At 73.6% G+C, this 21,834-nt stretch carries 25 protein-coding genes and 1 pseudogene; 9 read left to right on the forward strand and 17 right to left on the reverse strand.

Annotated elements, in window-relative coordinates:
* The first annotated feature begins 199 nt into the window (after nucleotides 1-199).
* The 4 genes from DQE82_RS01310 to DQE82_RS01325 all read left to right on the forward strand — a co-directional run bounded on the left by DQE82_RS01310 (nucleotide 200) and on the right by DQE82_RS01325 (nucleotide 3,903).
* A complete protein-coding gene (locus DQE82_RS01310) occupies nucleotides 200-559 on the forward strand; it encodes a YraN family protein (RefSeq protein WP_069088764.1) in 360 nt (119 codons plus the stop codon).
* A gap of 1 nt (nucleotide 560) precedes the next feature.
* Nucleotides 561-2,081, forward strand: coding sequence for a YifB family Mg chelatase-like AAA ATPase (locus DQE82_RS01315; RefSeq protein WP_113971810.1), 1,521 nt, complete (start codon nucleotides 561-563; stop codon nucleotides 2,079-2,081).
* On the forward strand, nucleotides 1,991-3,256 hold the full coding sequence (locus DQE82_RS01320) for a DNA-processing protein DprA (RefSeq protein WP_370446782.1): 1,266 nt from the start codon (nucleotides 1,991-1,993) through the stop codon (nucleotides 3,254-3,256). Before DQE82_RS01315 ends, DQE82_RS01320 begins: the two co-directional genes overlap by 91 nt.
* 260 nt (nucleotides 3,257-3,516) lie before the next feature.
* Entirely contained in the window at nucleotides 3,517-3,903 is a 387-nt protein-coding gene (locus DQE82_RS01325; protein ID WP_064447049.1) for a hypothetical protein, read from the forward strand.
* A gap of 33 nt (nucleotides 3,904-3,936) precedes the next feature.
* On the opposite strand, the gene DQE82_RS01330 is transcribed toward DQE82_RS01325, so the two are convergent.
* Nucleotides 3,937-4,278: a hypothetical protein gene (locus DQE82_RS01330; RefSeq protein ID WP_043325899.1), complete on the reverse strand. Its 342-nt coding sequence runs from the start codon at nucleotides 4,276-4,278 to the stop codon at nucleotides 3,937-3,939.
* 426 nt (nucleotides 4,279-4,704) lie between these two features.
* Here DQE82_RS01330 and DQE82_RS01335 point away from each other — a divergent pair, with 426 nt between their 5' ends.
* Both DQE82_RS01335 and DQE82_RS01340 read left to right on the forward strand, forming a co-directional pair.
* Complete coding sequence (locus tag DQE82_RS01335) at nucleotides 4,705-5,631, forward strand: tyrosine recombinase XerC (protein WP_199495954.1); 927 nt, start codon at nucleotides 4,705-4,707, stop codon at nucleotides 5,629-5,631.
* 49 nt (nucleotides 5,632-5,680) lie between these two features.
* Entirely contained in the window at nucleotides 5,681-6,862 is a 1,182-nt protein-coding gene (locus tag DQE82_RS01340; RefSeq protein ID WP_104113924.1) for an aminotransferase class V-fold PLP-dependent enzyme, read from the forward strand.
* A 57-nt stretch (nucleotides 6,863-6,919) separates the two neighbouring features.
* Here the strand turns inward: DQE82_RS01340 and DQE82_RS01345 are convergent.
* Nucleotides 6,920-7,456, reverse strand: a pseudogene (locus DQE82_RS01345) (murein hydrolase activator EnvC); the annotation flags it as partial.
* Nucleotides 7,457-7,650: 194 nt separating this feature from the next.
* Here DQE82_RS01345 and DQE82_RS01350 point away from each other — a divergent pair.
* Together DQE82_RS01350 and DQE82_RS01355 are read left to right on the forward strand one after the other, a co-directional pair.
* Nucleotides 7,651-8,310, forward strand: a complete 660-nt coding sequence (locus DQE82_RS01350) for a bifunctional 2-polyprenyl-6-hydroxyphenol methylase/3-demethylubiquinol 3-O-methyltransferase UbiG (RefSeq protein WP_113971813.1) — start codon at nucleotides 7,651-7,653, stop codon at nucleotides 8,308-8,310.
* Nucleotides 8,307-9,413 carry a sulfite oxidase gene (locus DQE82_RS01355; protein ID WP_113971814.1) on the forward strand — a complete coding sequence of 369 codons (1,107 nt, stop codon included), beginning with the start codon at nucleotides 8,307-8,309 and terminating at the stop codon, nucleotides 9,411-9,413. Before DQE82_RS01350 ends, DQE82_RS01355 begins: the two co-directional genes overlap by 4 nt.
* A gap of 24 nt (nucleotides 9,414-9,437) precedes the next feature.
* Here the strand turns inward: DQE82_RS01355 and DQE82_RS01360 are convergent, their stop codons facing one another.
* The 12 genes from DQE82_RS01360 to proS all read right to left on the reverse strand — a co-directional run bounded on the left by DQE82_RS01360 (nucleotide 9,438) and on the right by proS (nucleotide 17,788).
* Nucleotides 9,438-9,761 (reverse strand): DUF2469 domain-containing protein, encoded by a 324-nt coding sequence (locus tag DQE82_RS01360; protein ID WP_011905215.1) that lies wholly within the window; start codon nucleotides 9,759-9,761, stop codon nucleotides 9,438-9,440.
* Complete coding sequence (locus tag DQE82_RS01365) at nucleotides 9,758-10,633, reverse strand: ribonuclease HII (protein ID WP_064447045.1); 876 nt, start codon at nucleotides 10,631-10,633, stop codon at nucleotides 9,758-9,760. The genes DQE82_RS01360 and DQE82_RS01365 overlap by 4 nt, the downstream gene beginning before the upstream one ends.
* Nucleotides 10,627-11,094 carry an NUDIX hydrolase gene (locus DQE82_RS01370; protein ID WP_113971815.1) on the reverse strand — a complete coding sequence of 156 codons (468 nt, stop codon included), beginning with the start codon at nucleotides 11,092-11,094 and terminating at the stop codon, nucleotides 10,627-10,629. Before DQE82_RS01370 ends, DQE82_RS01365 begins: the two co-directional genes overlap by 7 nt.
* Nucleotides 11,095-11,184: 90 nt before the next feature.
* Nucleotides 11,185-11,817 (reverse strand): signal peptidase I, encoded by a 633-nt coding sequence (gene lepB / locus DQE82_RS01375; RefSeq protein ID WP_043325910.1) that lies wholly within the window; start codon nucleotides 11,815-11,817, stop codon nucleotides 11,185-11,187.
* Nucleotides 11,814-12,698 (reverse strand): signal peptidase I, encoded by an 885-nt coding sequence (lepB, locus tag DQE82_RS01380; RefSeq protein WP_043325911.1) that lies wholly within the window; start codon nucleotides 12,696-12,698, stop codon nucleotides 11,814-11,816. Before lepB (DQE82_RS01380) ends, lepB (DQE82_RS01375) begins: the two co-directional genes overlap by 4 nt.
* A gap of 168 nt (nucleotides 12,699-12,866) precedes the next feature.
* The gene (gene rplS / locus DQE82_RS01385; RefSeq protein ID WP_013284591.1) at nucleotides 12,867-13,226 is read right to left on the reverse strand and encodes a 50S ribosomal protein L19; all 360 of its coding nucleotides are present in this window, start codon (nucleotides 13,224-13,226) and stop codon (nucleotides 12,867-12,869) included.
* Nucleotides 13,227-13,369: 143 nt separating this feature from the next.
* Nucleotides 13,370-14,158, reverse strand: a complete 789-nt coding sequence (gene trmD, locus DQE82_RS01390; RefSeq protein WP_043325913.1) for a tRNA (guanosine(37)-N1)-methyltransferase TrmD — start codon at nucleotides 14,156-14,158, stop codon at nucleotides 13,370-13,372.
* A 27-nt stretch (nucleotides 14,159-14,185) separates the two neighbouring features.
* On the reverse strand, nucleotides 14,186-14,725 hold the full coding sequence (rimM, locus tag DQE82_RS01395) for a ribosome maturation factor RimM (protein WP_043325915.1): 540 nt from the start codon (nucleotides 14,723-14,725) through the stop codon (nucleotides 14,186-14,188).
* Complete coding sequence (locus DQE82_RS01400; protein WP_199495906.1) at nucleotides 14,725-14,985, reverse strand: RNA-binding protein; 261 nt, start codon at nucleotides 14,983-14,985, stop codon at nucleotides 14,725-14,727. Before DQE82_RS01400 ends, rimM begins: the two co-directional genes overlap by 1 nt.
* On the reverse strand, nucleotides 14,960-15,415 hold the full coding sequence (gene rpsP / locus DQE82_RS01405; RefSeq protein ID WP_113971816.1) for a 30S ribosomal protein S16: 456 nt from the start codon (nucleotides 15,413-15,415) through the stop codon (nucleotides 14,960-14,962). Before rpsP ends, DQE82_RS01400 begins: the two co-directional genes overlap by 26 nt.
* A 242-nt stretch (nucleotides 15,416-15,657) precedes the next feature.
* Nucleotides 15,658-16,305: a DUF402 domain-containing protein gene (locus DQE82_RS01410; protein ID WP_043330560.1), complete on the reverse strand. Its 648-nt coding sequence runs from the start codon at nucleotides 16,303-16,305 to the stop codon at nucleotides 15,658-15,660.
* A gap of 76 nt (nucleotides 16,306-16,381) precedes the next feature.
* Nucleotides 16,382-17,788 carry a proline--tRNA ligase gene (gene proS, locus DQE82_RS01415; RefSeq protein WP_113971817.1) on the reverse strand — a complete coding sequence of 469 codons (1,407 nt, stop codon included), beginning with the start codon at nucleotides 17,786-17,788 and terminating at the stop codon, nucleotides 16,382-16,384.
* Nucleotides 17,789-17,880: 92 nt separating this feature from the next.
* Between proS and DQE82_RS01420 the strand changes: the two genes are divergently transcribed.
* Nucleotides 17,881-18,456: a TetR/AcrR family transcriptional regulator gene (locus DQE82_RS01420; protein ID WP_064447041.1), complete on the forward strand. Its 576-nt coding sequence runs from the start codon at nucleotides 17,881-17,883 to the stop codon at nucleotides 18,454-18,456.
* 36 nt (nucleotides 18,457-18,492) lie between these two features.
* Here DQE82_RS01420 and DQE82_RS01425 read toward each other — a convergent pair whose 3' ends face one another.
* The 3 genes from DQE82_RS01425 to ffh all read right to left on the reverse strand — a co-directional run bounded on the left by DQE82_RS01425 (nucleotide 18,493) and on the right by ffh (nucleotide 21,792).
* On the reverse strand, nucleotides 18,493-19,572 hold the full coding sequence (locus DQE82_RS01425; RefSeq protein WP_113971818.1) for an amidohydrolase family protein: 1,080 nt from the start codon (nucleotides 19,570-19,572) through the stop codon (nucleotides 18,493-18,495).
* Nucleotides 19,573-19,590: 18 nt separating this feature from the next.
* Nucleotides 19,591-20,172 carry a Uma2 family endonuclease gene (locus tag DQE82_RS01430; protein ID WP_113971819.1) on the reverse strand — a complete coding sequence of 194 codons (582 nt, stop codon included), beginning with the start codon at nucleotides 20,170-20,172 and terminating at the stop codon, nucleotides 19,591-19,593.
* A 66-nt stretch (nucleotides 20,173-20,238) separates the two neighbouring features.
* Nucleotides 20,239-21,792 (reverse strand): signal recognition particle protein, encoded by a 1,554-nt coding sequence (gene ffh / locus DQE82_RS01435; RefSeq protein WP_043325921.1) that lies wholly within the window; start codon nucleotides 21,790-21,792, stop codon nucleotides 20,239-20,241.
* Nucleotides 21,793-21,834 lie beyond the last annotated feature (42 nt).

The raw sequence follows: 21,834 nt of genomic DNA on the forward strand, positions 1-21,834 counted from the left end.
GCAAGATACGGCGCGCGGCCCCGGGCCGGGGCCCGGTCGCCCAGGAACAGGACCGCCGTATACCTGGCGGCAGCGGGTCGCAGACGCAGCCGTAGCACGTCGGGCGCATGATCGTGAGCCCGTCCACAGAACGGTCCTCGTCCACAGGCCGAATCCGCGCATCCCCTCCGCCGGACCCGCCGCACGCATCCTGGCCGGCATGACGAACCGGAACCGAGCCGTCGGCGCGTACGGCGAGCGGTGCGCGCTGCGGCACCTGATCGAGACGGGCCTGCGCCCGGTCGCCCGCAACTGGCGCTGCCCCGAGGGCGAGATCGACATCATCGCCTGGGAGGGCCCGGTCCTCGCCATCTGCGAGGTCAAGACCCGCCGCAGCGAGCAGTTCGGCTCCCCCGCCGAGGCCGTCGTCCCGGCCAAGGCCCGCCGGCTGCGCGGCCTGGCCGCCCGGTGGCTCGCCGAGACCGGCACCACCGCCGACGAGGTCCGCTTCGACGTGCTGTCCGTCCGGCTCCCGCTCACCGGCCCCGCCCGGGTCGAGCACCTGCGCGGCGCGTTCTGACATGGGGTACGCGAAAGTGCTGAGCGTGGGCCTGGCCGGAGTCGCCGGTCACCTCGTCGAGGTCGAGGCCGACCTCGCCCCCGGCCTGCCCGCCGTGATCATCTCCGGTCTGCCCGACACCGCGCTGCACGAGGCGCGCGACCGGGTCCGTGCCGCGATCGTCAACTCCGGCCAGAAGTGGCCCAACCGGCGGATCACCCTCAATCTGCTCCCCGCCACCCTGCCCAAGTACGGCTCGGCGTTCGACCTGGCCATCGCCGTCGCCGTGCTCGCCGGCTCGGGTGAGCTGCCGCCCGTCGCCCTGGACGCCACTGTCGTGCTCGGCGAACTCGGCCTCGACGGCGCGGTGCGCCCGGTACGCGGCACGCTGCCCATGGTCGCCGCCGCAGCCCGCGCCGGGCACACCCGGGTCGTCGTACCCGCCGGCAACGCCGCCGAGGCGGCGGTCATCCCCGGCGTACGGGTGCACGCCGTCGACACGCTGCACCGGCTCGTCGCACACGTCCGCACCGGCGCGCCACTGCTCGCCCCGCCCGCTCCGGCCCCGGCCGGGACCCCACCCGGGCCGGATCTCGCCGACGTGGCCGGCCAGCCGCTCGGGCGGCGCGCGCTGGAGATCGCCGCCGCCGGCGGTCACCACCTCGCGCTGCTCGGCCCGCCCGGCGCCGGCAAGACCATGCTCGCCGAGCGGCTGCCGTCGGTGCTGCCCGAGCTGGACGACGAGGCCGCCCTGGAGGTGACCGCGCTGCACTCGATCGCCGGCCTGCTGCCGCCCGGCGGCGGGCTGCTGCGCCGTCCCCCGTTCCAGGCGCCCCACCACACCGCCACGGTGCCCGCCCTCGTCGGTGGCGGCTCCGGGCTGGCCCGTCCCGGCGCGGTGTCGCTGGCCCACCGCGGGGTTCTGTTCCTCGACGAGGCGCCCGAGTTCGGCAAGGGCGCGCTGGAGGCGTTGCGGCAGCCGCTGGAGAGCGGCCGGGTACGTGTGGCACGCACGCGCGGCGCGACCGAGTACCCGGCCCGCACGCAACTGGTGCTGGCCGCCAACCCCTGCCCCTGCGCGAAGCCGTCCGGCGACGTCGACTGCGAGTGCACACCGCTGGCCCGGCGACGCTACCTGGGCCGGTTGTCGGGGCCGCTGCTCGACCGGGTGGACGTGCAGGTCCGGCTGCAGGCGGTACGCGCGGCGGAGCTGCTGCGGACCGACGCCGCGCACGAGTCCTCGGCCACCGTCGCCGCCCGGGTCGCCGCCGCACGACGAGCCGCCGCCGACCGCTGGGCGGCCACCGGGCACCGGGTCAACGCCGACGTCCCCGGCCCGCACCTGCGCCGTCCGCCGTGGCACCTGCCCGCCCGGGTCACGACGGACCTGCGGCACCGGCTCGACACCGGTTCGCTGTCCGCGCGCGGCTACGACCGCGTACTGCGGCTCGCCTGGACCATCGCGGACCTGGACGGGCGGGACCGCCCCGGCCACGACGACGTGGCGGAGGCCATCCAACTGCGGACGGGAGAGGCCGCGTGAGCACCGACGAGACGAAGCTGGCGCGGGTCGCGCTCACCTGGCTCGCCGAGCCCGGCACCCGATCCGTGTACGCCCTGGTGCAGCGGATCGGCCCGGTCGCCGCGCTCGACCTGCTGCTGTCCGGCGGCGCACCGGAGCGGACCCTGCGCTCGGCCGTGGCGGCGCGGGCCGCTGCAGGTGACGCCCGCGCGGTCGCGGCCGAGGCGCTGGCCCGTGGCGAGCGGCTGGGCGCCCGGCTGGTCACCCCGGACGACGACGAGTGGCCGACCCAGGTCCGTGACCTCCGGCGACTCGCGCTGCCCGGCGCCACCCGCCGGGTCGATGTGGAGACCGACCCGCCGCTCTGCTTCTGGGTACGCGGGGCGTGGCCGCTCGGCGAGACGCTGGCGCACTCGGTGGCGGTGGTCGGCGCCCGGGCGGCCACCCCCTACGGCTCACACATCGCCACCGAGCTGGGCTACGGCCTGGCCGACCGGGAGTGGACTGTGGTGTCGGGCGGGGCGTTCGGCATCGACTCCGCCGCCCATCGCGGCGCGTTGACAGCGGGCGGGCGCACCGTCGCCGTGCTGGCGTGCGGGGTGGACCGCCCGTACCCGATGGGCAACGCCGCGTTGTTCGACCGGATCGCCGAGACCGGCCTGCTGGTGAGCGAGTGGATGCCGGGCGCGGAGCCGCTGCGGCCCCGGTTCCTCATCCGCAACCGGGTGATAGCGGCGGCGACACGCGGCACGGTGCTGGTGGAGGCGGCGGCGCGCAGCGGCGCCACCCAGACGCTCAACCGGGCGCTCGGCCTCCGGCGCCACGCCATGGTGGTTCCCGGGCCGGTCACCTCCGCGATGTCGGTCGGCGGGCACGAGGTGCTGCGCGAGCGGCCGGACGCGCGGCTGGTCACCGGCCTCGCGCACGTGCTGGAGGAGGTGGGACGGATCGGCTACGACCTGGCTCCGCCGGCCCGTGCGCCCGAGCGCCCACGGGACCGGCTCGACGAGGAGGCCGCCCAGGTGCTGGAGGCGTTGCCCCGTCGCCGGGCGCTCGATCTGGAGAGCGTCGCCGCCCGGGCCGGCGTGGACCTGCGTACCGCGATGCGCAAGCTGTCCCTGCTGGAGGAACTGACGATGGTGGTTCGTCGCGACGGCGGCTACGCGCTCGCCCCGCCGGCGGCCGGCCCGACGTGACAGGCGGGCGCGTACCCCCTCGCAACCGCCCGGCGACGGGGCCGTGGGACCGGCCCCGGTCTTCTAGGATCACCATTTCGCGCGCGGCGGAAGCCGTTGCGGGAACGATCGCGCCCCGGCCGGACGCCGGGCGCCGTCACGGGGAGAAGGATGACTGGGGCAGCGAACCGTCGCACATGTCCAGAATGGTCGGAGTCCGGCGCCGAGGTGCGGCTCGCCGGGCCGACGTCGGCCATCCCGCCGACGCGCGGAGGCGGCCGATGAGCACGCAGGAGACCTCGCGCCGCAACCCGGCGGCCGGCCCACCCGGGTCGGGGCGTCGTGCGTTCGGCGGCATGCTGGTCGTGGTCAGCCTCTTCGTGGTGTTCTTCGCGATCCTGTCCCACCGCGACATCGGCGACTACGACCCGAACGGCCCGACGATGTGCGGCGAGGATGTGATGACGCCCCGGGACCGGTGCATGTTCGGCGCGGGCGACGGTTCCTACGAGGCGCAGAAGGCCGAGGCGGAGAAGCAGCACGACATCGACCTGATGATCCGGGACATCGGCTTCGTCGCCGGTCCGGCGCTGTTCGTGGCCGGAGTCCTGCTGATCGTGTGGGGCACGCGCCGGATCCGGGCCACGCGGCAGCCGGCCGAAGCCTGAGCCGGCACGGCCCGGCGACGGGACGCGCGATCGTCAGTCGCCCTCGAACCGGATCTCGGTGTCTCGGCGCTCCGCGCAGCGGCGGGCCAGCCGGGCCAGCCGGCGGATGTGGTCGGCCTCCGCCGGCGCCCCGGCCACCTCGGCCAGGCACCGCAGGTCGGCGAGCAGCTGCGACATCCGATCGGTGTCGACGGTCAGCTCGCCGAGGGGATCGACGCGATCCAGCAGCGGTGTCCGGCCGCCGCCGCGGACCCGCGCCAGCAGGCCGAGCAGCACGTCCTGCGGATCCGCGACGACCTCGATCGAGACGTACGCGGGCCGGCGACGACTGCTGCCCGCCGATATCTGTCGGTAGAGGACCGCGTCCACTCCCACTGTCGGCCCCTTTTCGTACCGGGCGTCACCGTCGCGGGACGCGGCTGTCCGATCGCGGCCGGATCGGCCACCCGTGGGGCGCGCCGGCTCAGCCACGCTGCCGTCCGGTTGCCGCCCTGTGCCTGGCCGCAGCATGAGTTTCCTCTGTCCAGGCCCGGTTTAGCCACCCTGCTCGGCGCGGCGCGATCGTCACGCCGGAAGGCACTGGCGCGGCGGCGCACGGCACACCGCGGCCACGGCGGCGCCGACGGCCCGGCCGGCGCGGTGAAGGCGTGCGGCGGCTCAGCGCGCGGCGGCGCTCCGGCCGTACGCTGGACCGGTGATCGCTGTCCGCCTCCGTTACGACCGCGTGCGCCAGGTCGGGGCGCCGCGGTGAGCAAGCGGCAGCGCGGCACCCGAGACGCGCACGAGGAGCTGCCCGCGTCGATGCGGGAGGCGGTGGACGACTTCGCCGACCACCTGTCGCGGGTGCGCAACCGGTCCGTCCACACCGTCCGCGCGTACGTCACGGATCTCGTGTCGCTGCTCGACCACGCGGTCCGAATGGGCTGCGCCGAGCTGCCGGAGCTGGACCTCGCCGTGCTGCGCAGCTGGCTGGCGAAACAGCGGACCATGGGCGCGGCCCGGACGACGATGGCCCGCCGCGCCGCCGCGGCCCGGACGTTCAGCGCCTGGGCGCACCGCACCGGCCTGCTCGCCGACGACATCGCCGCGCCGCTGGCGAGCCCTCGGGCCCGGCGCGAACTGCCCACCGTGCTGCGGGCCGACCAGGCCGCCGCCCTGATGGAGGCCGCCCGGCCCGCCGACGCCCCGCAACCCGGGGAAGCACCGGGCGCGGATACGCCCGAGGCGGTGCTGCTGCGTGACCGGCTGCTGCTCGAACTGCTCTACGGCACCGGGGTACGGATCAGCGAGGCGTGCGGCCTGGACGTGACCGACGTCGACCAGGGCCGCCGGGTGGTGCGCGTACTCGGCAAGGGCGGCCGGGAGCGGTCGGTGCCCTACGGGGTGCCGGCGCAGCGGGCGCTCGATGCGTGGCTGAGCGTCGGGCGGCCGACGCTGGCGACGCCCGGCTCGGGCCGGGCGCTGCTGCTCGGGGCGCGGGGCGGGCGGCTCAACCCGACCACCGCGCGGCGGATCGTGGCCGACTGGACCGAGGCCGCCGGGGTGCCCCGGGTGACGCCGCACGGGCTGCGTCACTCGGCCGCCACCCACCTGCTCGAAGGCGGCGCGGACCTGCGGGCGGTGCAGGAGTTGCTCGGGCACTCGTCGCTGGCGAGCACGCAGATCTACACGCACGTGTCGGTGGAGCGGCTGCGCGCGGCGTACCGGCAGGCGCACCCCCGCGCCTGACCGGCGGAATCCGGCCGGGTGATGATCCATCTCGGGCTAGGATCGATGGATGACGGTGCCGCAGCCGCCCGAGCCGATTCCCGGTGCTCGGCTGCTCTTCTCCCTCGATCCCTCCGTCAGCCACCTCAACCACGGCTCGTTCGGCGCCGTGCCGATCGCCGTGCAGCGCGCCCAGCAGCGCCTGCGCGACGAGATGGAGGCCAACCCGCTGCGGTTCTTCACCCAGGGCCTGGTCGACCGGATCGCCCACGCCCGGCGGCACCTGGCCGCGTTCCTCGGCGCGGACCCGGACGGCACCGCGCTGGTCGGCAACGTCACCGCCGGCGCGGCGGTCGTGTTGCAGTCGCTGGCGCTGCGCCCCGGCGACGAGATCCTGACCACCGACCACGGGTACGGGGCAGTGGCCCTGTCGATCGCGCGGGAGTGCGCCCGCACCGGGGCGGTGTCGCGCACCCTGCCGGTGCCGTTGACCGCCACCGACGAGGAGGTGGTCGAGATCGTCCGCGCCGGGTTGCGCCCCGGGCGTACCCGGCTGCTCATCGTCGACCAGCTGACCTCGCCGACCGCCCGGCTGTTTCCGGCCGCCGCGCTCGTCGCGGTGGCCCGGGAGCAGGGCGTGCCGGTGCTGGTGGACGCCGCGCACGCGCCGGGCATGCTGCCGGCCACCGTCGCGTCGATCGGCGCCGACTTCTGGGTGGGCAACCTGCACAAGTGGGCGTACGCGCCGCGCGGCACCGCCGCGCTCGTGGTGGCGCCGTCGTGGCGGGAGAAGATCCAGCCGCTCGTCGTCTCGTGGGAGCAGGACAGCGGCTTCCCGACCCGGGTGGAATGGCAGGCCACGCTCGACTACACCGGCTGGCTGGCCGCCCCGGTGGGCCTGTTCACACTGCGCAGCCTCGGCGTCGACCGGGTACGGGCGCACAACGCGGCGCTGGCCGCGTACGGGCAACGGGTCGTCGGGGACGCGCTGGGGGTGGCGCCCGAGCGGCTGCCGGAGCCCGGCGGACCGGCGGTCGCCATGCGTCTGGTGCCGCTGCCGCCGGGTGTCGCGACGACCCTGGACGCGGCCCGGGAGCTGCGTGCCCGGATCGCCGACCGGCTCTCCGCCGAGGTGTCGGTGGCCGGCTGGAACGGGCGCGGCTACCTGCGGCTGTGCGGCCAGGTCTACAACACCCCCGACGAGTACGACCGCCTGGCCGTCCGGCTGCCCACGCTGCTCGCCCAGCGCTGAGCGGCGCATCCGGCCGAAGCCGGCGGCGGCGCCACGACTCAGGGGACCGGCGTCGGCTCCCGGGTCGAGCGGCAGCAGCCGGACCCGGCCGAGCCCGAGCAGCGCCAGCGGATCCAGGTACTCGGCGCCGCGTCGCAGCCCCCAGTGCAGGCAGGCCGCGTCCACGCAGCCGGGATGCCCGGCGAGCAGGTCACCGATCGGGGTGCCGGCGTCCACCCGGGTGCCGGCGGTGACCCGGGACCGGACCGGCTCGTAGGTAGTGCGCAGCCCGTCGTGGTGGCCGACGGTGAGCACCGGCCGGCCGGCGACCGAGCCGGCGAACAGGACGGTCCCGGCGCCGGCCGAGCGGACCTGCGCGCCGGGCGCGCCCGCCAGGTCCACGCCCCGGTGCCCGGACATCCACGGCTGCGGCGGCGGGTCGAACCCGCGTGCCACGCGGGGTGGACCGGGCAGCGGCCACCGGAACCGTCCGGCGGTCGCCGGCCCGCCGGGCGCGCCCCGGTATCCCGTCGTGACGTCCGGCCCGTCAAGGACCGCCGCCGAGCCGCCCGCCGCCACCGGCCCGTCAAGGCTCGCCGCGGGGACGCCCGGCAACCAGAAGGCGAGCACGAGCACAAGCAGCAGGCCCCTGCCGGCCCGACCGATGGGGATACGCACACCGCGTACCCTGACCGTCCGCGCGCTGCCCCGCGTGCGCCACGCGGTCGTCCTGTGGACGACGCCCCCACTGTGGACGAGCGCCGAAATCGGGGCGGATCTGCTACGGCCGGGACGCCTATGCTGGCCGGGTGACGAAGGACTGGTACGCCTGGCACCGCGACTACGACCAGCCCGAGTCCGCACTGGCCCGGCGGCTCGCCGAGGTGCGGCGGCGTGTCGCCGACGCCCTCGACGCCGCGCCGCCCGGTCCGCTGCGCGCGCTGAGTCTCTGCGCCGGTCAGGGCCGTGACCTGATCCCGGTGCTGGCCGCTCACCCCCGGGGCGCCGACGTGACCGCCCGCCTGGTCGAGCTGGACCCGCGCAACGCCGATCTGGCCCGCCGCGCCACCGCCGACGCGGGGCTCACCGGCGTGCAGGTGGTGACCGGGGACGCCGCGCTGACCGACGGCTACGCCGATCTGGCCCCGGCCGATCTGGTGCTGGTCTGCGGCATCTTCGGCAACATCACCGACGACGACATCCGGGCGACGGTGCGGCACTGCGCCTCGCTCTGCGCCACCGGCGGCATGGTGCTGTGGACGCGGCACCGGCGCGAGCCGGATCTGGTGCCGGTGATCTGCCAGTGGTTCGCCGAGGAGGGCTTCGAGCCGGTCGCGGTGGGCAGCCCGGCCGACGGTGTGGGGGTCGGCGCGCACCGCTTCACCGGCACCCCGCGCCCGCTGGTGCCGGGTGCACGGATGTTCACGTTCGTGGGCTACGACGTGCTGGAGCGGACGGAGCAGGAATGACCACAGTGGACGACGCGAGCCGACCCGCCCGGGTCGCCGGGCCGGACGAGGCGATCAGCGCCGAGGAGCTCCAGCTCGCCGCGCGCAACCACGGCATCCCGTTGGAGGCGCTGCGCTACGACGTGACCCCGGCGGGCCTGCACTACCTGCTCATCCACTACGACATCCCGGACGTCGACCCGGCCGCGTACGCGCTGCGCGTGTCCGGCGCGGTGCAGCGTCCACTGCGGCTGGACCTGGCGGCGCTGCGCGACCGGCCCCGGGTGACCCACCGGGTCACGCTGGAGTGCGCGGGCAACGGCCGGGCGCTGCTGCGGCCCCGCCCGGTGAGCCAGCCCTGGCTGGTGGAGGCGGTGGGCAACGCCGAGTGGACCGGTACCCCGCTGGCGCCGCTGCTGCGCGAGGCCGGGCTGTCCGGCGACGCGGTGGACGTGGTGTTCACCGGGGCGGACCACGGGATCGAGCGCGGCGTCGAGCAGGACTACCAGCGGGCGCTGCCGGTGGCCGACGCGCTGCGCGAGGAGGTGCTGCTGGCGTACGAGATGAACGGCGCTCCCCTGCTGCCGCAGCACGGCGCGCCGCTGCGGCTGATCGTGCCCGGCTGGTACGGCATGGCGCACGTGAAGTGGCTGCGCGACATCACGGTGACGACCGAGCCGTTCGACGGCTACCAGAACGCGGTGGCCTACCGGTTGCGGCGCGACGCCGACGACCCGGGCGTGCCGGTGACCCGGATCGAACCGCGTGCCCTGGTGCGCCCGCCCGGGTTCCCGGACTTCATGTCCCGGACCCGGGTGGTGCGGCCGGGGCCGTGCACGGTGGACGGCCGGGCCTGGTCCGGGCACGCGCCGGTGACGTCGGTCGAGGTGACGATGGACGGTGGCGGCACGTGGACGCCGGCGGTCCTGGACGAGCCGGCCGGCGGCGAGTGGGCGTGGCGTCGATGGTCGGTGAGCTGGACGGCGACCCCGGGGCGGTACGTGCTGGGCGCCCGGGCGACCGACGCCTCGGGCCGCACTCAGCCGGTCGAGCAGCCGTGGAACCGTGGCGGGTTCGCGAACAACCTGGTGCAGCGGGTCGAAGTGGTGGTGCCGGAGCGGTGATCCGGGCGGCGGGCCGCCCGGGGATCAGCTCCCGAATCCGGAATCTGCGGGAAGCGAGATGTCGGGCTTTTCGAGCTCTTCCACATTGACGTCCTTGAACGTCATCACTCGGACGTTCTTGACGAAACGGGCAGGCCGGTACATGTCCCACACCCAGGCGTCGTGCATCTCGACCTCGAAGTAGACCTCACCGTCCGAGTTGCGGACGTGCAGGTCGACCTGGTTCGCCAGATAGAAACGGCGCTCGGTCTCCACCACGTAGGAGAACTGGCGGACAATGTCGCGGTACTCCCGGTAGAGCTGCAGCTCCATCTCGGTCTCGTACTTCTCGAGATCTTCCGCGCTCATCGCACTCCGCCTTCCATGACCACATCTTCCCCCACCGACGCCGGAGGTCGCGGCTGCTCGCCCAACGCCACGCCGACGGTACCCCCTGGCGCGCCGGAGCGCCCCATCGGCTCGTCCGGGCGCCCGGCGAACGCGCCGGCCCCGAGTCCCGGCAGCCCGGCCACGGGCTCGGGCGACACCACGTCGGCGCCCGCCGGGCGGCGGGCGCGGGGAGGCCGGCCGTCCCGTCCGGAGACGGCGGCCACGTTCACGTACGAGAAGCGGTGCTCCCGGCAGGGCCCGAGCGCGCGCAGCGCGGCGCTGTGCTCGGCGGTGATGTAGCCCTTGTGTTCGGCGAAGCCGTAGCCGGGGAACCGCCCGTCCAGTTCCACCATGATCCGGTCCCGGGTGACCTTGGCGAGCACACTGGCCGCCGCCACGCAGGCGGCCACCCGATCGCCCTTCCAGACCGCCAGCCCCGGCACGTCGAGCCCGTCGACGCCGAAGCCGTCGGTCAGCACGTACTCCGGGCGGGTGGTCAGCGAGGCGAGCGCCCGGCGCATCGCGGCGAGGTTGCACACGTGCAACCCGCGGGCGTCCACCTCCTCGGCCGGGATGACCACCACGGCGTACGCCAGGGCCCGCGCCACCACCTCGTCGTGGACGCGCTCCCGGGCGGCCGGGGTGAGCAGCTTGGAGTCGGCCAGCTCGTCGATCTCGCCCCGGCGCCCCTCGGGCAGGATCGCGGCGGCGGCGACCAGCGGCCCGGCGCAGGCGCCCCGGCCCGCCTCGTCGGCGCCCGCGACGTAGCGGAAGCCCCGCCGTTGCAGGGCCCGCTCCAGCGCGTAGAGGCCGCCGTCGCGGCGCACCACCGTGCGCGGCGGGGTCAGCATTCGCCGCCTCCCACCAGCGCGGCGCCGAGCCGGCCCGGCAGGTCCGGCGGGTAGTAGCGCTCGGCGGTGGCGGCCAGGTCGGTCACCGTCCACCAGCGGTGCCCGTGCACGCTCGCGCGCTCGACGTCGTTGAAGCCGGTGGTGTCGACCTCCCAGCCCGCCACCCGGACCAGGTAGAACTGCTGCTCCTGGCGGTACCAGACGCCGTCGAACGGGAACTCGACGGTCTCCGACCAGACCGGCGCGCCCAGCTCGGCTGGGGCCAGCCGCAGGCCGGTCTCCTCGGCCAGCTCACGGGCCGCACCGTCGGCCGGGGCCTCCCCCGGGTCCAGCCCGCCGCCGGGGGTGAACCAGTAGCGGTGACCCGGCCGGGCCGGATCACTGCCCTCGAAGAGCAGCACCCGGTCGGACGCGTCGACCAGCAGCACCCGGGCCGCGCGACGAGGGGTGTAGACGGTCACCGCACCAGCCTGCCAGACGGCTGCGACGAACGACCACGCCCTCCCGCCGGCGGCCGGGGGTGGGCGTGGGGGCGCGCGGAAGCCGTCGGGTCAGGGATTGGGGATCCCCTCGAACTGCTTCGGCACGCTGAGCCAGGTGGCGCGGCTGACCGGCCAGAAGATGGTGAAAGCCCGCCCGACGACCTCGCCCTCCGGGATGGTGGCGACGGTGATGTCCTCGCCGGACTGCTGCCAGTGCTCCAGCGAGTCGCCGGAGGCCTCCCGGTGGTCACCCATGACCCACAGCCGGCCCTTCGGCACGGTGATGTCGAAGTCCTGGTCGGCGGGCTTGTTGCCGGGGAAGATGAACGGCTCGTCGACCGGCTTGCCGTTGATGACCAGCCGGTCCTGCCCGCCCGTACGGTCGCAGCAGACCACGTGATCGCCGCCGACGCCGATCACCCGCTTGATGAAGTCCTCACCGTCGGGGTTGCCGCTCCACTCGGTGGGCGCCTTGAAGACGATCACCTCGCCCCGGTGCGGCGAGCGGAAGTCGTAGACCAGCTTGTTGACCAGCACCCGATCGTCGATCTTGAGGGTGTTCTCCATGGACGGCGACGGGATGAAGAAGGTCTGCAGCACGAAGGCGCGAACCAGCACTGCGACCAGGATCGCCACACCCAGGAGGATGGGCAGCTCCTTCCAGAAGGAGTTGCGCGGCTTCTCGGTCTGCTCGTCGATCACGGGAGGAGCCTACGTCCCCGGGTGCGGCGCAGTCGCCCCGAACCCGCGAGAACCGTGAGCGTCGCCACGACCGGCACGATCAGGACGACTCCGCCCACCGGGTCGGGATCCACCGGGACCGGGCCGGAGGCGGCCGCGGCGTCCGCGCGCGGCACGTCCGCGAACGTCTCCGGTACGGGCAGGGTGGTCCACCGCTGCGACGGCCAGACGATCATGAAGGCGCGACCGATCACGTTCTCGATCGGCACCGGCCCCTGACATCGGGCGTCCTGCGAGACCAGCCGGTGGTCACCCATCACGAAGATCTGCCCCGGCGGCACCACCACCTCGGTGAACTGCCGGGACCGGCATTCCTTCGGATTGGGCGGAAGCTCGAGCGGGGAGTCCTCGGAGACGTACGCCTGCTCGTCAAGCGGCACCCCGTTGACCACCACGCGGCCGTCGTCGCAGCACCAGATCTTGTCGCCCGGCACGCCGATGACCCGCTTGATGAAGTCCTTCTCACCGGGGCGGCTGACGCCCACCAGGTCACCGAGCGTGCGGCTGACCTGGCCGGCGAAGTTGGTGGGCGGCGCGGGCGCCTCCTGGGCGACCCAGCGGTCGGTGCCGCGGAACACCACCACCTCGCCGCGGACGGGGTCGCGGACGTCGTAGACGACCTTGTTGACGAGCACCCGGTCGCCGACGAGCAGCGTGTTCTCCATCGACCCGGAGGGGATGAAGAACGCCTGGAGCAGGAACGTGCGGATCAGCACCGCCAGGCAGAACGCCACGATGAGCAGCAGCGGAAGCTCCTGCCAGAGCGGCATCTGGCGACGCCCGCGCCGGGCCCGCCGGCGCCAGGGATCGACGGCGCCGTCCTCGTCAACCATCTGCACCATGCCACTCTCCGGTCCGCGGAAACGACACTACCGCCCGGGAGTCTCCTTCGAGACCCCACGGGCGGTAGTGGACCGTTTCGCACCGTCCGGCTGCGCCCGTACCGACCAGGGTAATGCGGTCTGGTCGATACGACATCCGCGCAGGCCGGGCGGCGTGGCGAACGCGAATCAGTTCGCCGGCTGCTTCTCCCGCAGCTCCTTGATCTTGGCCTTCTTGCCCCGCAGCTCGCGCAGGTAGTAGAGCTTGGCGCGACGCACGTCACCGCGGGTCACGACCTCGATCCGGTCGATGCCCGGGCCGTTGAGCGGGTAGGTCCGCTCCACGCCGACACCGAAGCTGACCTTGCGGACCGAGAAGGTCTCACGCAGGCCGTCACCCTGGCGGCGGATGACGACGCCCTGGAAGATCTGGACCCGGGAGCGGTTGCCCTCGACGACCCGCGCGTGCACCTTGACGGTGTCACCGGCACGGAAGTCGGGCAGGTCGGTACGCTTCGACTGGGCGTCAAGGGCGTCCAGGATGTTCATCGCTGCGTCCTCGTGAGGCTCACGGCGCATCGTCAGTCGATGCGCGGATGGGTGATTCTGACCCCCGGGTGGTGACCGGCGAGACCGGCCCCGGTCGAGGGTCCTCGCAGCCGCCCACGGCGTGGACGGATGCGGCAACCCCTCTACTTTGCCACATGCCCCGGTGGCGGGGAAAATCCGCCCCGGTCCAGCGTCGCCCGGTCCCGCTTGTCGAGCGTCTCCGGGGCCAGCGCGCCGATCATGTCGGGGCGGCGCCCGGCCGTGCGCAGCAGCGCCTCGTCCCGTCGCCAGCGGGCGATCCGGCCGTGGTCGCCGGAGCGCAGCACCTCCGGCACGTCCAGCCCGCGCCAGGTCGCCGGCTTCGTGTAGAGCGGGGCCTCCAGCAGCCCGTGCGCGTGTGACTCCTCGTCCAGCGAGCCGGCGTTGCCCAGCACCCCGGGCAGCAGCCGGGTGACCGCCTCCAGGATCACCAGCACTGCCACCTCGCCGCCGAAGAGCACGTAGTCACCCAGGGAGACCTCGGTCACCGGCATCCGGGTCGCCGCGTGGTCCAGCACCCGCTGGTCGATGCCCTCGTACCGGCCGCAGGCGAACAGCAGGTGCGACTCGGCGGCCAGCTCGTGCGCCAGGGCCTGGGTGAACGGGACGCCGGCCGGGGACGGCACGATCAGCCGGGGCAGCGTGTGCCCGTCCGGGCTCAGCTCGCCCGGGGCCAGCGCGTCCAGCGCCTCGCCCCACGGCTCCGGCCGCATGACCATGCCGGGACCGCCGCCGTAGGGCGTGTCGTCGACGGTGCGGTGCACGTCGTGGGTCCAGGTCCGCAGATCGTGTACGGCCAGCCGCAGCGTGCCGTTCGCGCGGGCCTTGCCGATCAGCGACAGGTCCAGCGGGGCGAAGTACTCAGGGAAGATCGACACGATGTCGACGCGCATGCGGTGGCTCCAGCCGGAGGTCGAGAGCTAGAGATCGAGCAGGCCGTCGGGCAGGTCGACGACGACGCGACCGCCGGCCAGATCCACCTCGGGCACTATCGCCTTGACGAACGGGACCAGCGCGGTACGCCCCTCGGGCCGCCGCAGCACCAGCATGTCGGACGCGGGCGCGTGGTCGATGCGGGCCACCTCGCCCACGTGCTCGCCGTCGCGGGTGACCACGGCGAGCCCGACCAGCTGGTGGTCGTGGAACTCCTCCGGGTCCTCCGGCGGGGCGACGTCGGCGCTGTCCACGCCGAGCAGCGTGTTGCGCAGCGCCTCGGCGACGTTGCGCTCCAGCACGCCCTCGAAGGCGACGAGCAGCCGCCCCTGGTGCCAGCGGGCCGACTCGACGGTGAGCGTCGGCGGCACCCGCCAGGCACCGGGCTCCGACGGGGTGACCCCCGGCTCGGTGGTCAACACCGAACCGGGGGCGAACCGTGCTTCGGGCTCGTCGGTACGCACCTCCACGGTGACCTCACCGCGGATGCCGTGCGGCTTACCGATCCGGCCGACGACGAGAAGCATCAGTACGAGTCGACGATGTCGACGCGTACCCCACGCCCGCCGATGGACCCGATCACCTGGCGCAGCGCCTTGGCGGTCCGGCCGGACCGCCCGATCACCGTGCCGAGGTCCTCGGGGTGCACGCGGACTTCGAGGCGCTTGCCCCGACGGGAGTCGACCATCCGCACCCGGACGTCGTCCGGGTGGTCGACGATGCCCTTGACCAGGTGCTCCAGAGCGGGACGCAGCGGCATGTCAGGCCAGCTCGCCGGACTCGGCACCGGTCTGCTCCTCGGCCTTGGCCTCGGCCTTCGGCTCCTCCGCCTTGGCGGCGGCCTTCTTGGCCGGCTTGGCCGGGGTGTCCGCCACGCCAGCGGCGGCCTTCGCCTCGGCCTCGTACGCCGCCTTGCGGTCGGCCCGCTCGGGGGCGACCTTCAGCGGCGGCGGGGCCGGCAGGCCCTTGAACTTCTGCCAGTCACCGGTCAGCTCCAGCAGGCGCTGCACGGCCTCGCTCGGCTGGGCGCCGACCGAGAGCCAGTACTGGACCCGCTCCGACTTGACCTCGATCACCGAAGGGTCTTCCTTCGGCTGGTACACACCGACGAACTCGATCGCGCGACCGTCACGCTTGGTACGCGAGTCGGCGATGACGATGCGGTACTGCGGGTTGCGGATCTTGCCCATCCGCAGGAGCCGGATCTTTACGGCCACAGTTGTTTCGCTCCTGTTGCGATCTCACCGGCCCGTACGGGCGGTGTGGCGGGTGAGCGCCGACCGGCACAGTGGGGTTTGGGCCGGAGACTGCTCGGTGAACTGGCGACGCGCCCGGGTTAGAGGGCGCCGGACGCGCGCCGGATACCAGCGAACCATTCTGCCAGATCCGCCCCGGAACTCTCACACCGGACCCGGACACCACGCCCGCGGCGGGCCGGGCCGTGACGGACGACACCCGCTCAGCGCACCGGCGGGCGGTCCCACCCCGGCGGAAGTTCGTCCGGTACATCCCATTCCGCGGGCGGGGTGAAGTCGCACCAGGTGCCGTCGAACGGGAACGCGCCCGCCTCGGCGATCCGGATCACCCGCTCACCCTCGGCGCGTACCGCCTTCTCGTCTGTCACCCAGTAGTGCTCCGGGAACGCCAGCCGCTCGGCGAACTCGTCCTCGTCCTTCCACTCCCAGCTCAGGTCCGGGTACACCACCACGTCGAGGTCCTGGTCGACCATGTCGACACCGGCCACCGCGCCGTCGTCCCAGCGGACGCCGGGCTCCTCCAGGTTGACGTACCAGTTCTGGAAGCGCCCGGCGGCGTCGCGGAACCACCAGACCGAGTGGGCCGCGCCGGTGGGCAGGAACTTCAGCACCGGCGGACCGTTCCACCGGCCCTGCGCGAGCCGGTAGGACGACGTCACCCACTCGGCGAACGGCACGGCCCGCATGCCCAGGCCGGCGGCGTTCACCTCGTGCGCGACGGGCGCTGTCCGCGCCACCCAGAGCAGCAGGCCGCGCTCGTCGTCGGAGACCACGCGGGCCGACCGGACCCACCCGATCCGGCCATGCCGCACGTTCCGGTGCATGATCAGCCGCCCCGGCTCGAACCGCACGCTCACCCCCGCCGTCGTGTTAACAAGGGCCCCCGCCTATGCAGAATGCGTTAAGAAGGGGCCCTTCCTTACACCCTCAGTAGGCGCGGGCGAGGATCGCCACCAGGTCGGGCTCGTCCTCCGAGTCCGGCACCGAGCCGTCGGCGCGCACCAGGCAGCGAACCGTCACGCCCTGCCCGTTCGCCTCGGCCTCGCCCTCGACGCCGACCGCCGACCACGGCACCCGCGCCCAGCCGGTGGCGGACGCCTCGATCGCCTCGGCCAGCGTCGACACCTCGACGGTGCGGGACCGGCGGAACTCCAGCGCCTGGTCGTGCAGCGCCCGCTGGTCGGCCTCCAGCGCGGCGAGAGCCGCGCCGACCACGTCGGCCACCGGGGTCGGGGCCTTCGAACCGTCCGTACGCCGGACCACCACCGCGTTGCCGGCGGCCAGGTCACGCGGGCCGACCTCGACGCGTACCGGGTAGCCGCGCAGCTCGGCGTCGACGGCCCGGCGGCCGAACGCGGTGTCGGTCCGGTCGTCGAGCGCCACCCGCACCCCGGCGTCGCGCAGCGCGTCGCACAGCTTGGCCGCCGCCTGGCTCACGCCGTCGCCGTCCTTGACGATCATCACGTACGCCTGGACCGGCGCCAGCTTCGGCGGCACCCGCAGCCCGTTGTCGTCGCCGTGGCACATGATCAGGCCGCCGAGCATCCGGGTGGACGTGCCCCAGGAGGTGGTCCACGCGTGCTCCCGGCCACCCTCGGCCGAGGAGTAGCTGATGTCGAACGCCTTGGCGAAGTTCTGGCCCAGCTCGTGGCTGGTGCCCAGCTGCAGCGCCTTGCCGTCGCCCATCATGCCCTCGCACGTGTACGTGGCGGTGGCGCCGGCGAAGCGCTCCCGGGCGGTCTTCAGGCCGACCACGACCGGGATGCCGAGCACGTTGACCATCAGGTCCTCGTACGCCTCGTGCAGGATCCGCCGCGCGTAGGCGCGGGCGTCCTCACGGGTCGCGTGCGCGGTGTGCCCCTCCTGCCAGAGGAACTCGCTGGTACGGAGGAAGATCCGCGGGCGCAGCTCCCACCGGACCACGTTCGCCCACTGGTTGAGCAGCAGCGGCAGGTCGCGGTACGAGTCGATCCACTTGGCCATGAACTCGCCGATGACCGTCTCGCTGGTGGGGCGCACCACCACCGGCTCGGCGAGCTGCTTGCCGCCGCCGTGCGTGACCACCGCCAGCTCCGGCGAGAAGCCCTCGACGTGCTCGGCCTCCCGCTTGAGGTAGCTCTCCGGGATGAACAGCGGGAAGTATGCGTTCTCCGCGCCGGCCGCCTTGATCCGGGCGTCCATCTCGGCCTGCATCCGCTCCCAGATGGCGTAGCCGGCCGGTCGGATCACCATGGTCCCCCGGACCGGGCCGTTGTCGGCCAGCTTCGCCTTGGCGATCAGGTCCTGGTACCAGCGGGGAAAGTCCTCCGCACGGGGAGTGAGCACGCGTGCCATGACCGCACATCCTATGCGCCGTGCGGGGCGGGGGTTCGCCGGGGAGCCGGGCCGCGCCGTGTCGCCCGGCGCGGCCGTAGACTTCGACGGCGATGGGTGAGACACGGGACGCGATCGTGGAGGCCGCCCGGGCGCAGACCGTGGCCCTCGGGTGGGACCGTGTCCGGATGGGCGCGGTGGCCGCCGCCGCCGGGGTGAGCCGGCAGACGGTCTACAACGAGTTCGGCACCAAGGCGGGCCTGGGCGAGGCGCTGGCCCGGCACGAGGTGGACCGGTTCGTCGGCCAGGTCCGGTCCGCGCTCGGCGAGCACGACTCCGACGTGCGGGCGGCGGCGTACGCGGCGATCCACCGCACGCTCGCCTCAGCCGCCGAGAACCCGCTGGTCCGGGCGGTGCTGACCAGCACGCGGGGCGGCTCGGAGGAGTTGCTGCCGTACCTGACCACCCGGTCCGAGCTGGTGCTCGCCGAGGCCGCGGCGGCGCTGCTGGAGTGGACGGGTGACCGCCTGCCCGACGCCGATCCGGCGGCCCTGGCGTTCGCGGCGGACAGCGTCGTACGCCTGGTGGTGAGCCACATCGTGCTGCCCGGCGGCCCGGTCGACGAGACCGCCGACCGGCTGGCCGACCTGGCGGTGCGCCTGTTCCTGATGGCGGCGACGGCGCGCTAGCGACGACGGCGGCCGGTCAGCGGGCGACCCGGCCCGTCAGCGGACGACCCGGCCGCGCAGGACGATCCGGCTGGGCGTCCGGACCACGCGCAGGTCACGGCGCGGATCTTCGGGGTAGACCACCAGGTCGGCGAGGCCGCCCTCGACCAGCCCGGGGAAGCCGAGCCACTCCCGGGCCCGCCAGGAGGCGGCGGCCAGCACGTCCGGCGCGGACATGCCGGCCTGCTCGTGCAGCAGGAGCATCTCCTCGGCCGCGAGCCCGTGGTCGATGCCGCCGCCCGCGTCGGTGCCGACGTAGATCGGCACACCGGCCTCGTGCGCGGCGCGCACCACCTCGGGGAAGCGGTCGCGCAGGGCGAGCATGTGGTCGGCGTACCCGGGGAACTTGGGCCGGGCCTGCTCCGCGATGTGGCCGAAGGTCCGGATGTTGATCATCGTGGGAACCAGCGCGGTGCCCTGCCGGGCCATCAGGTCGATCAGGTCGAGGCTCAGCCCGGTGCCGTGCTCCACCGAGTCCACCCCGGCCCGCACCATGATCTCCACCGCCGACTCGGAGAACGTGTGCACCGCCGCACGTACCCCGGCGGCGTGCGCGGCGGCGACCGCCGCGGTCATGGTGTCGGCGTCCCAGGCCGGCGCCAGGTCGCCCACTCCCCGCTCGATCCAGTCGCCGACCAGCTTGACCCAGCCGTTGCCGGCCGCGGCCTGCGCGGCCACCGTCTCGGCGACCTCCGCCGCGCCGACCTCCACGCCGATGTCGCGCAGGTAGCGCTTGGGCGGGGCGATGTGCCGGCCCGCGCGGGCCAGTCGCGGCAGGTCCGGCTCGTCCTCCAGTTCGGGGTACGGGTACGGCGACCCGGCGTCGCGGATCGCCAGCACGCCCGCGTCCCGGTCGATCCGGGCCAGTTCCCGCGCCTGGTCGAGCGAGGTGATCGGGCTGCCGCCGCGGGCGATGCCGATGTGGCAGTGCGCGTCGGTCAGACCGGGCAGCACGAAGCCGCCGTCGGCCACCGTCTCGGCGCCGGGCACCGGTTCGAAGGTGACCCGGTCGCCGACCAGCCAGACGTCCCGGACCTCGTCGTCGGGAAGGAACACACCGCGCACGTGCAGAGCCATGTGCACAGTCCTACCCGATCAGTCCTCCTCGACGGCGAGCAGGTCGTTGCGCCGCGCGGTCAGCGCCGGCAGATCGACCGAGACCTTCCAGGGCCGCTCGGTGACGAACAGGTCCTCGGTGTGTGCCAGTTGCTCGTACTCGCGGGCGGCGCCGTCGAGCGTGTACTCGGTCAGCGCGATCCGCTCGTGCTGCGGATCCACCACCCAGTAGGAGCGGACCTTGGAGCGGGCGTAGACCTTCGCCTTGTCGTACAGGTCGCGGAAGTGCGACGTCGGCGAGACGACCTCGACGGCGAGCAGCGCGTCCTCGACCGGGACCGGCGACCGGCCGGCGTGCTTGCGCCGGATCACCACCACATCCGGGCGCGGCTCGTTGCGGCGGTCCACCCGCATGGACAGGTCGATGCTCACCAGGAACTCAGGCGGGCAGTTGACGCGCAGCGCGAGCAGCAACTCGACGCAGATCTCCTGGTGCAGGGCGGTGGGCGACGGCACGATCAACCTTCCGTTGATCAGTTCGTACGGAAGGTCCTTGGGCAGGTCGCCCAGGTCGTCGACCGTCCACTCGTGCCGCTCGGGCAGGATCGGCGCCGCGGTCATGACATCTCCTTCCAGGGGGCGAACCGACCCTAGGTGATGATCACATCGCCCACCGTCACCGACACGCTAGCGGGGGCCCTTGTCGCCGCCCTTGCCCAGCTTGTTGAAGTCGATCTTCGGAAGCTTGAAGCCCGGCGGCAGACCCTGCCCACCCGCCAGGTCACCCGGGTCCAGGCCCGGCGGGAGCTGCGGCATCCCGCCCGGGAAGCCACCCGGCATGCCGGCGCCGGTACGCGGCCGCCCGCCGCCCTTCGTGCCCTTGCGCTTGTTCTTCGGCGACTTGGTCGCCTTGCGCCGGCCACCGCCGGGCAGGCCCATCATGCCGCCCATCTGCTTCATCATCTTCTGCGCGTCGGTGAAGCGGTTGAGCAGCTGGTTGACGTCCATGACGGTGACGCCGGAACCGTTGGCGATCCGGGCCCGGCGGGAGCCGTTGATGATCTTCGGATTGGTGCGCTCGGCCGGGGTCATCGACCTGATGATCGCGGTCACCCGGTCGAAGTGCTTGTCGTCCAGCTCGGCGAGCTGGTCCTTCATCTGCCCCATGCCCGGCATCATGGCCAGCACGTTGGCGATCGGGCCCATCCGCCGGACCGCAATGAGCTGATCGAGGAAGTCCTCCAGCGTGAAGGTCTCCCCGCCCATCAGCTTGGCGGTCATCTTGTCCTTCTGATCGGAGTCGAAGGCCGCCTCGGCCTGCTCGATCAGAGTGAGGACGTCGCCCATGCCGAGGATCCGGCTGGCCATCCGGTCGGGGTGGAAGACGTCGAAGTCCTCCAGCTTCTCGCCGGTGGAGGCGAACAGGATGGGCTGGCCGGTGACCTCGCGGACGGAGAGCGCGGCGCCGCCGCGGGCGTCGCCGTCGAGCTTGGACAGCACCACGCCGGTGATGCCCACGCCGTCGCGGAACGCCTCTGCGGTACGGACCGCGTCCTGGCCGACCATCGCGTCGATGACGAAGATGACCTCGTCGGGCTGGACCGCGTCGCGGATGTTCGCGGCCTGCTGCATCATCTCGGCGTCGATACCGAGCCGGCCAGCGGTGTCGACGATGACGATGTCGCGGGCGGCGCGGCGGGCGTGCTCGATCGAGTCGCGGGCCACCTGCACCGGGTCGCCGACGCCGTTGCCGGGCGCCGGGGCGTACACCTCGACGCCGGCCCGGCCACCGAGCACCTGGAGCTGCCCGACGGCGTTGGGACGCTGGAGGTCGGCGGCGACCAGCAGCGGCTGGTGGCCCTGGCTCTTGAGCCAGCGGGCCAGCTTGCCGGCGAGCGTGGTCTTACCGGAGCCCTGGAGGCCGGCCAGCATGATCACGGTCGGCGGGTGCTTGGCGAACTGGAGCCGCCGCCCCTCGCCGCCGAGGACGTTGATCAGCTCCTCGTTGACGATCTTGATGATCTGCTGGGCCGGGTTCAGCGCCTGGGAGACCTCGGCGCTGCGCGCCCGCTCCTTGACGTTCGCGATGAAGCCCTTGACCACCGGCAGGGCGACGTCGGCCTCCAGCAACGCCATCCGGATCTCGCGCGCGGTGGCGTCGATGTCGGCGTCGGTGAGCCGGCCCTTGCCGCGGAGCTTGGTGAAGATCCCGGACAGGCGGTCACTCAAGGTGTCAAACACGCGAACATCCCGTTTGTCGTTTTCGGCGGGCACATGCTGGCG

Origin of the sequence: Micromonospora sp. LHW51205, assembly GCF_003315815.1 — a bacterium.
GTDB classification, from domain to species: Bacteria; Actinomycetota; Actinomycetes; order Mycobacteriales; family Micromonosporaceae; genus Micromonospora; species Micromonospora chalcea.

Bases quoted from the DNA above. Each gene is read 5' to 3' on its own strand.
- DQE82_RS01335 (WP_199495954.1), top strand. From the start codon at position 4,705: ATGCGGGAGGCGGTGGACGACTTCGCCGACCACCTGTCGCGGGTGCGC.
- DQE82_RS01365 (WP_064447045.1), bottom strand. From the start codon at position 10,633: ATGCTGACCCCGCCGCGCACGGTGGTGCGCCGCGACGGCGGCCTCTAC.
- trmD (WP_043325913.1), bottom strand. From the start codon at position 14,158: ATGCGCGTCGACATCGTGTCGATCTTCCCTGAGTACTTCGCCCCGCTG.
- DQE82_RS01425 (WP_113971818.1), bottom strand. From the start codon at position 19,572: ATGGCTCTGCACGTGCGCGGTGTGTTCCTTCCCGACGACGAGGTCCGG.
- rimM (WP_043325915.1), bottom strand. From the start codon at position 14,725: ATGCTTCTCGTCGTCGGCCGGATCGGTAAGCCGCACGGCATCCGCGGT.
- proS (WP_113971817.1), bottom strand. From the start codon at position 17,788: ATGGCACGCGTGCTCACTCCCCGTGCGGAGGACTTTCCCCGCTGGTAC.
- DQE82_RS01420 (WP_064447041.1), top strand. From the start codon at position 17,881: ATGGGTGAGACACGGGACGCGATCGTGGAGGCCGCCCGGGCGCAGACC.
- DQE82_RS01430 (WP_113971819.1), bottom strand. From the start codon at position 20,172: ATGACCGCGGCGCCGATCCTGCCCGAGCGGCACGAGTGGACGGTCGAC.
- DQE82_RS01310 (WP_069088764.1), top strand. From the start codon at position 200: ATGACGAACCGGAACCGAGCCGTCGGCGCGTACGGCGAGCGGTGCGCG.
- lepB (WP_043325911.1), bottom strand. From the start codon at position 12,698: ATGGTGCAGATGGTTGACGAGGACGGCGCCGTCGATCCCTGGCGCCGG.
- DQE82_RS01360 (WP_011905215.1), bottom strand. From the start codon at position 9,761: ATGAGCGCGGAAGATCTCGAGAAGTACGAGACCGAGATGGAGCTGCAG.
- DQE82_RS01315 (WP_113971810.1), top strand. From the start codon at position 561: ATGGGGTACGCGAAAGTGCTGAGCGTGGGCCTGGCCGGAGTCGCCGGT.
- DQE82_RS01340 (WP_104113924.1), top strand. From the start codon at position 5,681: ATGACGGTGCCGCAGCCGCCCGAGCCGATTCCCGGTGCTCGGCTGCTC.
- DQE82_RS01325 (WP_064447049.1), top strand. From the start codon at position 3,517: ATGAGCACGCAGGAGACCTCGCGCCGCAACCCGGCGGCCGGCCCACCC.
- DQE82_RS01355 (WP_113971814.1), top strand. From the start codon at position 8,307: ATGACCACAGTGGACGACGCGAGCCGACCCGCCCGGGTCGCCGGGCCG.
- rplS (WP_013284591.1), bottom strand. From the start codon at position 13,226: ATGAACATCCTGGACGCCCTTGACGCCCAGTCGAAGCGTACCGACCTG.